This is a genomic window from cyanobacterium endosymbiont of Epithemia turgida isolate EtSB Lake Yunoko (assembly GCF_000829235.1).
Classification (GTDB): domain Bacteria; phylum Cyanobacteriota; class Cyanobacteriia; order Cyanobacteriales; family Microcystaceae; genus Rippkaea.
Genome location: NZ_AP012549.1, coordinates 2736304 through 2752293 on the forward strand (window position 1 = coordinate 2736304; position 15990 = coordinate 2752293).

The 15990-nt window shown below is 32.4% G+C and carries 10 protein-coding genes; 6 read left to right on the plus strand and 4 right to left on the minus strand.

Going from position 1 to position 15990, the window contains the following annotated elements; genetic code table 11:
- Positions 1-320: 320 nt before the first annotated feature.
- A complete protein-coding gene (gene purL, locus ETSB_RS08555) occupies positions 321-2627 on the minus strand; it encodes a phosphoribosylformylglycinamidine synthase subunit PurL (RefSeq protein WP_044107453.1) in 2307 nt (768 codons plus the stop codon).
- 1120 nt (positions 2628-3747) lie between these two features.
- On the opposite strand from purL, the gene fabG reads away from it, so the two are divergent.
- Positions 3748-4503, plus strand: a complete 756-nt coding sequence (fabG, locus tag ETSB_RS08560) for a 3-oxoacyl-[acyl-carrier-protein] reductase (protein ID WP_044107707.1) — start codon at positions 3748-3750, stop codon at positions 4501-4503.
- 866 nt (positions 4504-5369) lie between these two features.
- On the opposite strand, the gene clpB is transcribed toward fabG, so the two are convergent.
- Positions 5370-7988: an ATP-dependent chaperone ClpB gene (gene clpB / locus ETSB_RS08565; RefSeq protein WP_044107455.1), complete on the minus strand. Its 2619-nt coding sequence runs from the start codon at positions 7986-7988 to the stop codon at positions 5370-5372.
- 922 nt (positions 7989-8910) lie between these two features.
- On the minus strand, positions 8911-9117 hold the full coding sequence (locus tag ETSB_RS08570) for a hypothetical protein (RefSeq protein ID WP_044107456.1): 207 nt from the start codon (positions 9115-9117) through the stop codon (positions 8911-8913).
- Between the two features lie 270 nt (positions 9118-9387).
- On the opposite strand from ETSB_RS08570, the gene tmk reads away from it, so the two are divergent.
- On the plus strand, positions 9388-10020 hold the full coding sequence (tmk, locus tag ETSB_RS08575) for a dTMP kinase (RefSeq protein ID WP_044107457.1): 633 nt from the start codon (positions 9388-9390) through the stop codon (positions 10018-10020).
- Between the two features lie 65 nt (positions 10021-10085).
- Here the strand turns inward: tmk and ETSB_RS10965 are convergent, their stop codons facing one another.
- Positions 10086-10214, minus strand: coding sequence for a transposase (locus ETSB_RS10965; RefSeq protein WP_145972258.1), 129 nt, complete (start codon positions 10212-10214; stop codon positions 10086-10088).
- Between the two features lie 1194 nt (positions 10215-11408).
- Here ETSB_RS10965 and ETSB_RS08580 point away from each other — a divergent pair.
- The 4 genes from ETSB_RS08580 to ETSB_RS08595 all read left to right on the plus strand — a co-directional run bounded on the left by ETSB_RS08580 (position 11409) and on the right by ETSB_RS08595 (position 15750).
- Positions 11409-12917: a thymidylate synthase gene (locus ETSB_RS08580; protein ID WP_044107458.1), complete on the plus strand. Its 1509-nt coding sequence runs from the start codon at positions 11409-11411 to the stop codon at positions 12915-12917.
- Positions 12918-13429: 512 nt separating this feature from the next.
- Positions 13430-13858, plus strand: a complete 429-nt coding sequence (dut, locus tag ETSB_RS08585) for a dUTP diphosphatase (protein WP_084220225.1) — start codon at positions 13430-13432, stop codon at positions 13856-13858.
- A gap of 96 nt (positions 13859-13954) precedes the next feature.
- Positions 13955-14488, plus strand: coding sequence for a deoxycytidylate deaminase (locus tag ETSB_RS08590; RefSeq protein ID WP_044107461.1), 534 nt, complete (start codon positions 13955-13957; stop codon positions 14486-14488).
- 212 nt (positions 14489-14700) lie between these two features.
- Positions 14701-15750 (plus strand): glucokinase, encoded by a 1050-nt coding sequence (locus tag ETSB_RS08595; protein ID WP_044107462.1) that lies wholly within the window; start codon positions 14701-14703, stop codon positions 15748-15750.
- The last annotated feature ends 240 nt before the right edge of the window (positions 15751-15990 follow it).

Consider the following 15990-nt stretch of genomic DNA (forward strand, 5'->3'; position numbering starts at 1 on the left):
TAACTTAATCTCTTACCAAAGTTTTTATCTAAGGTTAAACGATTATAGGGTGTAGCCCTCTAATTTGTATAGACCAGTGATACTAACTTTAAACTATTGTCGAGCATCCAATATTAATTAGATGCTTGACAATACCGACTAAATTTTTATAAAAACTATTATAACGTGAGTCAACAATCTGCTATTAATTGTACTTCTGCATATTTTTTTCTATCTTTATAAAATTTAATTAATGAGAACGAGAACACTAAGCTGTGTTTAAACATTTAAAAAACTTAAGTATAAAAGTCTATTGGAGACGTTTATGCTTTTATTTAAGTTTAAACTTTCAACTTTCTTTCAATTGCCGTTGACCAGAGTTTAAGCATCTGCTTGATATCTAAGTTAACCAAAGACAAGTTGTCAGAAGCAGTGATATTTAAACTTTTAGCGGAGGTTTGACCTATTTTTTGCCAATTTTTACCTAACTCTTGATTTAAATAGGTTTCCAATTTATTTTGATTGATGAGGCTAACAGAAACAATTATTTGTCCAGTTACTTCTCCAAATAATAATTCATCAAGTCGTTTCTCATCTTCCACTTGTAGGAAAATCTCTGCTCCTAATCTGCCACTAATGCAACATTCTGCCAAGGCAACACCTAGTCCACCTTCTGAACAATCATGAGCAGATTGTACCCAACCTTGACGAATGGCATTACGGCATACTTTTTGTACTAATATTTCAGTATTAATGTTTACTTTAGGTGGCTTCCCTGCTACTATCCCGTGCAAGCTAGCTAAATATTCTGACCCCCCTAAGGTAGGTTTATTTCCTATTCCCAAAACATAAATTAAATCCCCTACTTTTTGCCACCCTTGACTACATATTTTGGTGATGTCAGGAATTAAACCCACCATGCCTATGACTGGAGTAGGATAAACAGGCTGAGGTTTTCCGGCAGAATCAAGGGTTTCATTGTAAAGGGAAACATTTCCTCCAGTCACCGGAGTATTTAAATCTCGACAAGCTTCAGAAATACCCTCACAAGCTAAAGCTAATTGCCAATATCCAGTAGGGTTTTCAGGACTACCAAAATTGAGATTATCCGTAACTGCTAAAGGTTCTGCGCCCACACAACTTAAATTTCTAGCAGCCTCAGCTACGGCGGCTTTCGCCCCTTCGTAGGGGTCAAGATAAACATAACGGGAATTACAGTCAGTAGTAGCCGCAATCCCAATCTGACAGGTGTTTGGGTTTGCTTCAATAGGACGAATACGAATTATCGCCGCATCAGCTTCTCCAGGCAAGATCACAGTATTATTCTGAACCTGGTGATCATATTGACTATAGACCCATTTTTTTGAGGCAATAGTGGGAGTATCTAATAGGTCTAAAAGAATTTCATTCCAAGTCTTCAATTGCCCGTTAATCTCAATCCCATTTACTGTGCAATCAGGTAAATTTTTAGCTGTCCACTGCCAAGCCTTTTGGACATACTTAGGGGGATTGTCTGGTAGTTTTCGATGATAAATAGGAGTATTATTGACTAAGGCCGTAGCTGGAATTTCAGCAGCAATTTCTCCTTTAAATAATATCCTAACAATGGGTTCACTAATAACGGTTCCTGCAACCACTGCTTGCAGTTCCCAACGGTGAAAAATCTCAATTAATTCTTGTTCCCTACCTTTTTTGACAACAAATAACATCCTTTCTTGAGACTCTGACAACAGGTATTCGTAGGGAACCATTCCGGTTTCTCGTACAGGAATTTTATCTAAGTCTAATTCAACTCCCACCTCTCCATTAGCTGCCATTTCTGAGGTGGAACAGGTAATTCCTGCTGCACCCATATCCTGGGCGGCGACAACTGCACCGGTTTTAAAGGCTTCCAAACAAGCTTCAATTAAAGATTTTTCTAAAAAAGGATCTCCAACCTGTACTGCAGGGCGATCATCGATAGATTGGACCGTCAGTTCCGCACTAGCAAAACTCGCTCCTCTCATGCCATCTCTTCCAGTAGTTGAACCGACGTATAAAACTGGGTTGCCAATGCCTGATGCCCCAGATTTAATAATTTCGGAAGTTTCCATCAACCCCAGGGCCATAACGTTAACTAGAGGATTGCCGCTATAAGCAGTATCAAAATAAATTTCACCTCCTATAGTAGGAACTCCAACTGCATTTCCATAATGAGAGATTCCTTCAACTATCCCGATAAATAATTTTCGGGTTTTGGCGTCTTCCAAATTACCAAAGCGCAGAGAGTTCAAACAAGCTATAGGACGCGCTCCCATTGTAAAAATGTCTCTGAGGATACCACCGACCCCTGTGGCTGCCCCTTGAAAAGGCTCGACCGCAGAAGGATGGTTATGGGATTCAATTTTAAAAGCTAATTGTAGTCCATCCTCCAAATTTACGACCCCTGCATTTTCTCCTGGTCCAACGAGAATGCGATCTCCTTTTGTGGGGAATTGTTTTAGCAAGGGGCGAGAATTTTTATAGCAACAGTGTTCTGACCACATAACCCCAAACATTCCTAATTCCGCCTTGTTAGGATGGCGTCCTAGTCTTTGAACAATTTCTTCATATTCCTGAGGTTTGATACCTTCTGCGGCGATTTCTTCTGAGTCAAAGGGGTTAATCATAGAGGACTGCTTTAGGAGAACAGGGGTAATGGTGAGACAACATAGCAATCACCATTTAGAACTTGCCAGTAGGATTAATCACTGGTCATTTAGTTTAAACTTATTCTTTCGTTATTGCTTGATTTTCTAGTTCAAAATTTTCATTACTCTGTTTGAAAAAAAGTAGTAAGAATTTTTTCAACAAGAATTACAACAATGTATGACTGATGATGTATCTCAGTATGATACATCATTAATGACCACGATTACATTATAATCAGTTCTGCTATTAGTCGTGTAAAACTATATATTACTGATGTTACATAGTGATATAACTAATATTTTTTGTTCTATATAAATAGGTTTAACCTTCTAAATAAATATTGGCATCTTATATTATTAGATATTCATTAATATATATATGGTTACTTTGCTGTTGCTACTTTGCGAGGGTTACTTAAGCAGTCATTTATTATGAAATTGATGTTTGAGAATTTAAAAAGTAATTAATTTTTTATTTTTTGTATTTTCGCGTAAAACCCTAAAATTACAGGAGCTGAGTAACAATAGATGTTAGCAAATTTAACTTCAAGAGTCGGATATTTAATCCATAACAAATGTCTATAATTTAACAGAAAAAAGCTTTAATACAGACGTTAATATAATGAGTATCCTGAATGTTTAAAGCATATTTATAGTAACTTTTATAAGAAGAAACACTAGATATCACTTTATAAAAAATAATAACAATAAATTGGGATTGACCAAATAACTATAGCAGTATATTCAAGAATATAGTAATTTTAATACTAAAATTTTTACTAAATTTAGTATTAAGTGGATCTAAAAAAAACAACATAAATACTACTTAAATAAGTTTTAAAAAATAGTTATAATCAGGCTTACAACCTACAAAGAGATTAAAGATAAATTATGCTTATATCAATATAAATTTTTAGGATTATATCAATATTTTAATTCACAAAATAATATAGAAGACTTGAAAGCCGAGAAACTAAATATAGAGAGAAAAGTAGGAACATTTATTTAAAAGTATATGTAATACTCTAGCTACTTTCAAATAAATGTTCCCTGAACCCGTAATATAGTGTTTAGCAAGATTTAATTAGAGAGAATGATTATGGTGAATAGTCAAGTAGATTTAACGGAACAAGTTTCGATCGTTACAGGGGCATCACGGGGAATTGGTCGGGCGATCGCTCTGTCTTTAGGATCTACAGGACTAAAAGTGGTGGTCAACTACGCTCGTTCGAGCACAGCCGCCGAGGAAGTAGTACAAAGTATTATTGATAAAGGAGGAAAAGCGATTGCAGTTCAAGGAGATGTTTCCAAAACTGAAGAGGTTGATACTCTAATTAAAACTACCTTAGAGCAATTCGGAAGGATTGATGTTTTAGTGAATAATGCTGGAATTACCCACGACACTCTTCTCGTACGGATGAAACTTGAACAGTGGCAAGAAGTGATCGATCTTAATTTAACAGGGGTGTTTCTCTGTACCAAAGCTGTCACTAAACTAATGTTAAAACAGAAGCAGGGGCGGGTTGTTAATATTGTCTCAGTTTCTGGACAAATCGGTAATCCAGGTCAAGCTAATTATAGCGCAGCTAAAGCTGGCGTAATTGGATTGACAAAAACCGTAGCCAAGGAATTAGCTGGTCGTGGTGTGACGATTAATGCAGTTGCACCGGGGTTTATTACGACGGATATGACTAAGGATGTTAAGTCTCAAGACATAATTAAATTTATTCCCCTTGGTCGTTATGGAATGCCTCAAGAAGTAGCCGGAATGGTTCGTTTTTTGGCTACTGATCCAGCCGCTTCTTATATTACTGGACAGGTGTTCAATGTTGATGGCGGGATGGTAATGGCTTAGGAAATGGTTGATAATTAATAGTAGTGACCAGTTGTCAGTAATGCGGTGACTGGTCAACTTATGTGTTAGACAACAAATCTATGATAAAAGGGCAGCTAAGTTAATTGATGATGATAAAAAAAGAGAAATAGCACAAGTTATACACTTCGCCAATAATGAAGTACATGTTGCTTACGATAGGCTTAGTCAGATAACTTCTGAGACGGAGAGTAATGTTAATGTACGGTTTAGATATAGGGGACAGGAATTAGATCAAGAGATAAGACTTTATTATTATCGTATGCGATTTTTATGAATCTAAAACTGGACAGTTTATTAGTGAATATTCCATGGGGTTTAGAAGTGTATATATGAATATATATCAAAATTCTTAATTATAGCGAGCCTAATATGTCAATATACAAAATATAAAAAAAAATAATTATCAATAGTAGGTATGTCAAAATATATAACTATTTTGTGCTCAACTCTGCCTTTCCACTGGCTTAATACCTATAGCACTAAATACTAAACTTAATTTAATTGAAACGAAAACCCTGATATAACAATGTCTATATAATAACTATAGCTATTATAAGCTTATGATTAATAATTACACTTTGTTTATATATTTTATTTTTTTATACAAAAGGTTGGGTGAAATTTAATAAACAAAAATTAAAAGTATTGATACACAAAGTTTCCAGAATCACCAATAATTAATTTTTGGTGATTCTGGAATGCAGAATATAGTCAAAATTAAGAGGTTTACAAGTTATCAGATACTGAAGCTATCATTCTTAGTATAGAAAGATAGCTATCTATTTTAACTTCTAGTCTCTAGTTTTTATTAGATAGGATAAATCTTATCTACTTTATCAGTTCAACTATTCACTTATGATCATATCAGACAAACATTTAAACGTCAGTTTTTCATTTTCTAAATCTACAAAAATAGTATCTCCTGCTTTAAATTCTTCCCGTAAAATTGACTTAGCTATCGCAGTTTCTAAATATTTTTTTATTGCTCGTTTTAATGGTCTTGCCCCATACACTGGGTCGTAGCCTATTTCTGTTAGAAAATCTAAAGCTAATTCCGATAGCTTTAGGTTAATTTTTTGCTCAGCTAATCGTGTTTTTAATAACTGAATCTGGATGTCAACGATTTTTTGTAATTGATACTTTTGCAATCCGTGGAAGATAATGATTTCATCGATACGATTAAGAAATTCAGGACGAAAACTATTAGACATTGCATCCATCACACGAGAACGCATTTCCTTATAAAAAGAATCATCTCCAGCTACATCTAAGATGTATTGCGATCCAATATTACTGGTCATGATAATAATGGTATTCTTGAAATCTACCACATGACCTTGAGCGTCAGTTAATCGCCCATCATCGAGAATTTGTAACATGAGATTAAAAACATCGTTATGGGCTTTCTCGATTTCATCAAACAAAATTACAGAGTAAGGACGACGGCGAATAGCTTCTGTTAATTGTCCCCCTTCATCATAGCCAACATACCCCGGAGGCGCACCCATTAAACGGGATACTGTATGTTTCTCCATATATTCAGACATATCGATACGAACTAAGGCTTCTTCCGTATCAAAAAGATTCTCGGCTAATGCCTTAGCTAATTCAGTCTTACCGACCCCTGTAGGACCAAGAAAAATAAAACTTGCAGTAGGGCGACTAGGATCAGAAAGTCCAGCGCGAGAACGTTGAATAGCTTCTGAAACAGCAGTTACAGCCTCTTCTTGTCCAATCAATCGTTTATGGATTTCATCTTCTAAATAAAGTAATTTTTCTTTCTCTGATTCTACCAACTTGCTAATAGGAATTCCTGTCCATTTAGAAATAATCTCAGCAATATCTGATTCTAAAACTTCTTCCCGTAATAAAGTTTTTCCAGTAGTTTGACGTTCTGCAATTTTTATTTCAAGTTCCTTAATCTGTTGCTGTAAATCTATTAGTTTTCCATATCGCAGTTCTGCTGCTTTATTAAGGTCATAATCTCGCTCTGCTTGTTGAATTTCTAAGTTTATTTGGTCGATAGTTTCTTTTGTTTGACTAATTTCATCAATAGCTTCTTTTTCTAATTGCCATTGAGCATTAAGTTGTGACTGTTCTTCTTTTAACTCTACAAGTTCTTTATCAAGTTTTTCCAACCTTTCTAGAGAAACAGTATCTACTTCTTTGTGTAAGGATAATCGTTCCATTTCTAACTGAATAACTTTGCGATCTACTTCATCTAATTCCTCGGGTTTAGAAGTAATTTCTATCTTTAATTTAGCGGCTGACTCATCTACTAGGTCAATAGCTTTATCTGGTAAAAAACGATCACTAATATAACGGTTAGATAACATGGCCGCAGCAACCAAAGCAGTATCGGCAATTTTGACCCCGTGATGGACTTCATAACGTTCTTTCAGTCCCCGTAAAATAGAGATAGTATCGACTACATTTGGTTCATTAACTATGACCTCTTGAAAACGCCGTTCTAAAGCAGCGTCTTTTTCGATATACTTACGATATTCATCGAGGGTTGTTGCCCCAATACAGCGCAATTGTCCACGTGCTAACTTAGGTTTTAAGAGGTTCCCTGCATCCATAGCTCCTTGAGTTGCTCCCGCTCCAACAACGGTGTGAATTTCGTCAATGAACATGATAATCTCCCCTTGAGAATCTGTAACTTCTTTGAGAACTGCTTTAAGACGTTCTTCAAATTCTCCACGGTATTTTGCCCCGGCAATTAATGCTCCCATGTCCAAGGCAATTAACTTTCGATCTCGTAAAGATTCAGGGACATCACGGCTAATAATTCGTTGTGCCAACCCTTCAACGATAGCAGTTTTACCAACTCCAGGTTCCCCAATTAAGACAGGGTTATTTTTAGTTCTACGAGAAAGAATTTGAATAGTTCGACGGATTTCATCATCTCTTCCAATAACAGGATCGAGTTTACCTTCTCGCGCTAATTGAGTTAAATCTCGACCATATTTTTTTAACGATTCGTATGTCTCTTCAGGGTTTTGGCTAGTCACTTTTTGAGTTCCTCTGACTTGTTGAATAATCTTTTTTAATTGAGCTTCATTGAGACCAAATTCTTGTAGTAAATCTTGACCGAAACGGTCATCTTTAACATAGGCTAACAACAAATGCTCAACAGAAATATAATCATCTCCAAAGTCTTTACGAAATTGTTCAGACCTGTCAAGAAGACTATCTAGACTCCGTCCTAAGTAAATAGACTTACCAAGGTTAGATACTTTGGGTTGACGATTGATAAATTCTTCGATTCGGTCTTGCAGATGTTGAATACTAATATCCGCTTTATTAAAGATGTTGGTAGCTAAACCTTCTAGTTCTAAAAGAGATGCCATCAGGTGTTCACTTTCAATTTGTTGATGACTATGTTGTTTAGCAATATCGGGAGTTCGGACAATAGCCTCCCATGCCTTTTCAGTAAATTGATTAGGATTAGTCGGTTGCATTGTTTAGGAATAAGTGTAGTAAAGTCATATAAAACATTGTAAATATGATAAATTTTTAGGTTAAGACGGTTAACCCTACTATTTATGGTTGGGTTTGTATAAGCGATATGTTAACAAAAAATTAACTTTTAAACAGGGGAAGCAATTAGCTGATTTTTTAAGGAGGGATATTCATATATTTTATATATAAAATAATTTAAAGAGCCACAAAAGATAAAATGTCTAAGGTTTTGGAGAAAAAATATTAAAAAAGACATAAAAAATGTATTAAAGTAACTAGTTTTTAAAGATAAGAGAATTTTAAATAAAAATAAAAGTAAAAATAGTAGTTTATTCTGAATTAGTTATTTTAATAATAAACTTTTTCTAAGAAAACAATTTATTTTACTTCAAAATAAATAAAATTGGACTAAAAAAGTATAAATTAAAGTAGGTTTATAGAACATCATCGATTATATTAAAAATTGACTAAATTAAAAACGAAGTTAGAATATTTTTTTAGTAAAGCCTAGATCAAGTATTAAGATTAGTAAAATAGGCTGATTGGTATTAAAAATTTTATTACTTGCACCTAATTGTGGAATAATCAGGTGTTAAGTTGGAGTAATTATTTTCTATTCTTACTCAAAGGACAACTAAATAGATAGGAAAAAGTATTAACAATACATTAAAGCTTATTAATAGGAGAGCTTATGTATTTATAAATCTTGTATTTTTAAATTTTTAAAATTTAAAATTTAGCATATAATTAGTTAATTTTATATCCTAAATCAGGTGTAACCATTTATTTAAAATTTATGAAAATTATATTAATTTTAAAAAATAAATTAGTTTGACTAAAAATTTTATTATTGGTTTTGTAAAAATATTTTTGTGACTATTAATTTATTATCAGATTTTTAAATTATTCGACTTATTTTAATTAACGGCTAAATTTTTGAGCTTGAGCAACCAGTCCGGCACTTACATAACGTCCATAATTATCGAGACGATTTTGTTGAGCAGCACGAAAAGGAGATACAAAAGTATCAACTAAGCCAGAACTCATTATCATGACAGTAGTCGCGAGAATGATATAGTTACGAATAACGATAACGTTTTCGTTAACAGTAGTTGTTTTGCTAAACATCTTGGTGGTTACTCCTTGGTATGGACGCCTTTACTATATAGGAAACAAATTGGTGATGTCAGTCCCAAAACCCTAGATATCAGGGGTCGTAGTCGTGCCCCTTTTCTTTTTAGAAGTGGAATTAAGTAGAAATTTTTCCATCCTTAATATAATTACCCTACCTACATAGGGGGTTTTAGAAGTCTCCTATTGACAAAGAGTATTCAAGATTAAGGCATCGCTGTCATTGGAGCAGTACGTACTACTATACTGATTTAATATGAGATGACTATGAAATCATTGTTTATTGTATTAGAAGGAATTGACAAGGCAGGGAAGTCGACTCAAGCAGAATTATTAAAAAACTATTTTCTTGCTCACCAACAGCAAGCTGTTATTAGCTCTGAACCTACTGATGGGCCAATTGGTAGATTAATTCGTGAAGCTATGCAAAGTAAAATCATTGCCATTAAACAGAAAGAAAGCTTTGATGAACAAATGGCTTATTTATTTACTGCCGACAGGCATTATCATTTATTTAATGACATCAATGGAGTTTATAAATTAATTAATAAAGACCATACTCATGTCGTAGCAACCCGTTATTATTTTTCATCTTTAGCTTATAATTGCAATACTAAAAAAAAATTTACTTTTGTAGCAACATTGAACCAAGAATTTCCTGATCCTGATGTGGTTTTTTATATCGATATTCCATTAAAAATAGCTTTGTCTAGACTAAGTAATTCTTCTGCCAAAGAAATATATGAGACAGCAAAAAAACTTAGAAAAGTTAGACATAACTACGAAAATATTTTTAAAACTTATGAAGGGAAAATATTTAAAGTAGATGGAACTGAATCTATAGAAGCAATACATAAGAAGATTTTAACTTATCTTCAAGAAACTTTTAATTTTTATTAAACCCTAATGTTATATAAAACTGAAATAATGTAGAATCAACTAGTGACGTGCAAAAACAAAACACTTTAAAGTTTAAAATTCACAAATTTTCTAAGTCCATAAGCTCTCTTTTTGTCAACCTCAAATTTATTGTTAATACCTTCTATTTTTTCTGCAAGATAGATAATATTTTTTTCAATGCAACATATAACCATCCCACAGGTTTTTAGCTATGATAAATAAGTTTTAAAATTCTAAAGCTAGTTTCAATATTCCTGATAACTATTTTTCGGTGTTTTAAAAACTTGTTCTATATTACTGTAGTTTTAAAATAACTAACGAGGTGTTATATACTTAGTTTGACTTAGCTTTTTATTATTTTTTTGAGTTATTATTAATTAATATATGTTTGTTGTTATTTACCATTAATTTATTATCAATACTAAATTTTTAACTATTATTTTTAAGCTCTTTATTTTGTATTTAAATTATTTTTCGTTAAGTACCCAATTGAGCATTTACTTGTTTCATTCAATGGAATAAATTTGTTGCTACTTCAACTTATGATATTGATTGATAATTTTTTTAAAAAAAAATTTTTAAAATCTATATTGCTATTTTTAATTTTAGTAAAAATATGTTTTCAAAAAACGTTTAGCTATTCGTTGTCTCTATTTTTTTATTTCTATAATTATTACACTGACTTTTAACACAAAAGAATAACTTTTGGGGTTTTAAAAACGGTATTTTTATTAAAAATTTACTATTTTTGTAGGTTTTTGAAAAACCTACAATTCTTTATCTAATCTAAATTGTAGAGTATCATCTCTATTTTTTCTTAAATTACTTTATTATTTTTATTTATATTCTTAATGTTACTAGGTAAGAATATTTTAAAGATTATGGCTTTAATTTTTTTAGTATCTATCTTAAAAATAACAGTTAAAATTTACTGCAAATTTATTTACGTATTGATTGTATCTAATTTAATAATAATCTTTTTCAAGATAAATAGATTATATATCAAAGATAATTTCATAGTAATTAAAGTGATTAATTTTTGATTAACATATTTTTTCACTAGTTAAATACAATAAATATAAGTTGCTGTTAATTTTAATTATCACCCATTTTTTAGATCTAAAAAATGGGTGATAAATGGTTAAGTTTTATAAATTTAGAGTCTCATTTATTAAGCCGAGTTAAATATCTAATATTATAGATATAAGTTAAATCAGGGTGCTAATCTTAACATAATTTAACTTCAAAATAAACATTAATAGAGTATTAGATGTATAATAATTACAGCTTTTTAGAAGGCGATTGTTGATATTCAAACTTTGTATCCATGTTGTAACTTTTTACATAAAAGGTTCGCTAAAACCAAGTTAATTATAAGTAATTAATTCATGAGAATCACTCAATCAAAATATCAAGTTGAATATATTCCTCATTATCAACCTAATCAACTGATCTGTGGTCATGGACAGACTGCTATCATTACTGGATGGACAGTTCGACAGTCAGTAGCTAAACGTTTAAACCCAGAAGACTATGCAGTTATTGGTAATTTATATAGTCCTACTAGGGGAATTAGTCCCTTAATTCGTAATTTGTTAGCTAACCCTCATGTCCGATATTTAGTGATTTTACAGGCAACAAAAGAAGATAAAAATTCTGGAGGATGTCAATGTTTATTAGATTTCTTACAACAAGGTTTTAGACAAGGAATCAGCGATATAGGCAGAAATATATGGGTAGTCAATTCGAAGATAACTGGATATATTGACATTGAAATTCCTGCTGATGTCTCAGAGAATTTGCGTCAATCTTTAAAATTCAAAGAAGCAAAATCAATTGAAGAAGTAATGAATATAATAAAAGAATTTAATCAATTTAAAATAGAACCTTGGGGTGAACCGTTAACTTTTCCTGAAAGAAAAAGTTCTCCAACAGTTTTACCAGGTCCTAGATATGGCCATCGGATTGAAGGAAAAACTATTGCAGAAACCTGGGTTAAAGTATTACATAGAATTAAAACAATAGGAACAATTAGACAGACAATCTATGGACAATGGCAAGAATTAATTGATCTAATAGCTATTGTTACCGATGAACCACCAGAGTTTTATTTTCCTGAGCCTAATTATTTACCTATTAAAAGAAATTATCTCAAAGATTATATTGAACAAATATTAGACGATGCACCCAAAAAAGAAGGAGTAAAATATACATACGGACAACGGTTAAGATCATGGTTTGGACAAGACCAAATTGAACAACTAATTAATAAATTGGCAGGAGATATTGATTCATCAAGAGCCGTAATGTCATTGTGGGATGTAAACGATTATGAAGATAGTGATAGTCCTCCTTGTCTTAATCATATTTGGGTGAGAATTGTTGATAAAGAATTATCTTTAACTGCTACATTTCGTAGTAATGATATGTTTTCTGCTTGGCCATCTAATGCAATGGGATTAAGATTTTTGCAGCAATTTATCCAAGATAAAATTATCACAAAATCCAATTATAGTCTTACTTTAGGACCTCTAATTATTATTAGTCAAAGTGCACATATTTATAGTGACTGCTGGGAACATACACAACAAATTATTGATACTGAATATACAAAAATAAATCAGAGACAAAATTTTAATGACCCCAGTGGCAACTTTGTGATTTCGGTAAAAGATAATCGTATTGTTGTTGAACATTTAACTCCAGGTTCAGGAGAAATTATCAACTGTTATTCAGGTAAACTTGCTCATAAACTGTATAAAAAAATTGCCTTAAATTCCCCTAGTATTCACATTGAACATGCGATGTACTTAGGGAAAGAATTACAAAAAGCAGAATTATGTCTAGTTAAGAAATTAAATTGTTACCAACAAGATCTACCATTAAATTTTTCATAAATAAAGGTGCATTATACTCTTATTTTTATAAGAAAATATAATAGACCTTGAACAAATAAGTGAAAGTTACATAGAATTAATTGATATTCTTTGTTAGATATATGTTATCTGAATAAACTAAAGTAATAAAAAAGTCAAAGATTTTTTTCAGTAACTTATAGTAAATACTAGTGTGCTCTTTTTAAAAAAGTGGTTAGAATAAATGTGCAAATAATTAGAAATATTCTGTCCTTAAGTATTTGCTTGAATGTGATTTGATAAATTTTAGAAAATAGTTTAGTTTTAAAAACTCACCTTTAAGTCTCGATAAGACTATTGGATTGTCAAAAAATACATTAAGAGGAAAGAATTATGTACTTTTTAAAATAGGTTTTAAAATTTTTCCTTGTATTCTGATAATAGAATTATAACCTCTAATTTTTTGATCAAAAAATTAACTATTTATTCTTTTTGACAATGATTATCATAAGGGATAAAGACATCTATAAAAAATGAAAAGCAAACGTGAGTATATGAAACTTAAAATTATAAAATTAAGAGAACAAGCAGTGATTCCTAGATATGAACATAACAATGATTCAGGTCTTGATTTAATTTCTATAGAAGATGTAGAAATTGAATCAGGAGAAAGTCGATTAGTTAAAATAGGGATTTCTATTGAATTACCTCCAAATACTGAGGCACAAATACGTCCCAGAAGTGGATTAGCATTAAAGCATAAAATCACTGTTTTAAATACGCCAGGGACTATCGATGAGGGATATCGAGGAGAGATTGGAGTTATCTTAATTAATCATGGAAAAACATCTTTTCAAGTAAGACAGGGAATGAGAATTGCTCAAATGGTTATTGCTCCAGTAATTCGAGTTACTCTTGAAGAAGTAGATTATTTGAGTGGTACAACCAGAGGACCTAGAGGATTTGGCTCAACTGGTTTTTAATTTATTTTCTATGTAATTAAAATTAATAAATAATTCCTAGAATAAGAATTCCTAAAACAAAAAAACTAATTATACAAAATAAATACAGAATAGCTAATGAAACTATTAGAAGAACAACGACCAACCTGGGATGAATACTTTTTAATGATCGCTAAACTAGCAGCAACGAGATCAACCTGTTTAGCATTTCCTGTCGGTGCAGTTATTGTCAAAGATCGACAAGTATTAGCCACAGGGTATAATGGTTCTCCGTCAGGATCAGTTCACTGTACTGCCCAAGGATTTTGTTATAGCGAATTAAGTAGCTGTAATGCTTCTAACAGCTTACCGTCCCGTGCGGTTCATGCAGAAGCAAACGCAATTGCCCAAGCAGCAAGACATGGAATTACCACCGATGGTTCGGTTGTTTATATTACCTTAGAACCCTGCATTTCTTGTTTGAAATTAATTATTTCTGCTGGTATAAAAAAAGTTTTCTACGAAACCGAATTCAATAGCGGAGATAAACTTTTAGTTAGAGATTCTTTTGTCAAAGATGGTTTAGTGACTTTAACTCAAATTAGACTTTCTAAAAAAATGGCACAACGAGCCTCATTATTCCTATTGAATCCGATATCAATTGCTAAATAGAAATAGAAATTTAGGCGACCCCTAAAAATGCCCATTAATACTAAGAACACATTTTAATTAATTAAATTATTATTAATATAATATCTATTGCTCGACTCTTCCTTCAATTGCATTTTTACAATATACTTTAGCTCTAAGTCCTAAGAGATTGTAAGTAGTATTGCTCCCTCTTGAACCCTTACTTTGAATTTTAAACGGAGAGAAATCTTGTCGTGAGTATTTTATTAGCCGGAGATGTTGGTGGAACCAAAACAAGTTTACGTGTAGTTAAATCAGAATCTCCTGACAATACAAACAACGTACCAGAGCAAACAACCTTATATGAAAAAACATATCCAAGTCAAAAATACTCCGATCTCGTGCCGATGTTACAAAAGTTTATTCAAGAGGCAACTGAGAACTTAAATCAATCTTTTAAGATAGAAAAAGCTTGTTTTGGGATAGCTGGTCCTGTGGTGAATAATACTTCAGAACTAACCAATTTAAATTGGTATTTAGACGGTGATCGCTTGCAACAAGATCTATACTTAAACAAGGTTACCCTAATCAATGACTATGTTGCCATCGGCTATGGCATTTTAGGACTAACTTCTGACGACTTGTTTATTTTACAAGATGTTCAGTCTGATCCCCAAGCTCCGATTGCCATTTTAGGAGCTGGAACTGGTTTAGGAGAATGCTTTTTAGTCCCTTTGACCTCAGGAAATCCTCGTGTTTTTGCCTCAGAAGGAGCTCACGCAGATTTTTCCCCTCGTTCCGCCCTAGAATTTGAATTACTTAACTATATCAGTAAAAAATCTAATTTAGAGCGGGTATCGGTAGAAAGGGTAGTTTCTGGGAAGGGAATTGCCACTATTTATCAATTTTTACGTGATCGCTATCCCGATAAAGAATCAGAAACATTAGCTCAAATTTATCACACTTGGCGAGAGGACCTAGACAAAAATATAGATTTATCGAATGAAATTTCCAAAAAAGCTATAAAAAAAGACGATTACCTTTGTCAACAAGCGATGCAATTGTTCGTTGAAGCCTATGGTGCAGAAGCAGGGAACTTAGCCCTCAAATTATTACCTTACGGGGGATTATACGTTGTTGGCGGTTTTGCGGCCAAAATATTACCCTTGATGCGACAGGGAGATTTTCTTAAAGCATTTCATGCAAAAGGACGGATGAAAACGTTAATGCAAAAGATTCCTGTATATATCGTTTTAAACTCTAAGGTTGGACTAATTGGTGCTGCTTTATATGCGGCGAGATAAATTAATAGACACGATCATCACTGCCAATAACTGATAGGACTGCTTGAGTTATTCTTCATTACAGAATTTTATCTCGCGTTTATGGCAACTATAACTTTATCTCCTAACGTACCTGATATTTCAATTGATGATTACTGTGTTTTTGGCTTAGCAACCTGTTATCTAAAAGAAGATGGAGAATTTTTAAAAATTTAGATAATAGAACTTATTCCTTCTGCTGTATTAGAAGCTATTTTTAAA

Coding starts and splice junctions, on each gene's coding strand:
- ETSB_RS08580 (WP_044107458.1), top strand. CDS start 11,409: ATGAGAATCACTCAATCAAAATATCAAGTTGAATATATTCCTCATTAT.
- ETSB_RS10965 (WP_145972258.1), bottom strand. CDS start 10,214: ATGGTTATATGTTGCATTGAAAAAAATATTATCTATCTTGCAGAAAAA.
- tmk (WP_044107457.1), top strand. CDS start 9,388: ATGAAATCATTGTTTATTGTATTAGAAGGAATTGACAAGGCAGGGAAG.
- purL (WP_044107453.1), bottom strand. CDS start 2,627: ATGATTAACCCCTTTGACTCAGAAGAAATCGCCGCAGAAGGTATCAAA.
- clpB (WP_044107455.1), bottom strand. CDS start 7,988: ATGCAACCGACTAATCCTAATCAATTTACTGAAAAGGCATGGGAGGCT.
- ETSB_RS08590 (WP_044107461.1), top strand. CDS start 13,955: ATGAAACTATTAGAAGAACAACGACCAACCTGGGATGAATACTTTTTA.
- fabG (WP_044107707.1), top strand. CDS start 3,748: ATGGTGAATAGTCAAGTAGATTTAACGGAACAAGTTTCGATCGTTACA.
- ETSB_RS08570 (WP_044107456.1), bottom strand. CDS start 9,117: ATGTTTAGCAAAACAACTACTGTTAACGAAAACGTTATCGTTATTCGT.
- dut (WP_084220225.1), top strand. CDS start 13,430: ATGAAACTTAAAATTATAAAATTAAGAGAACAAGCAGTGATTCCTAGA.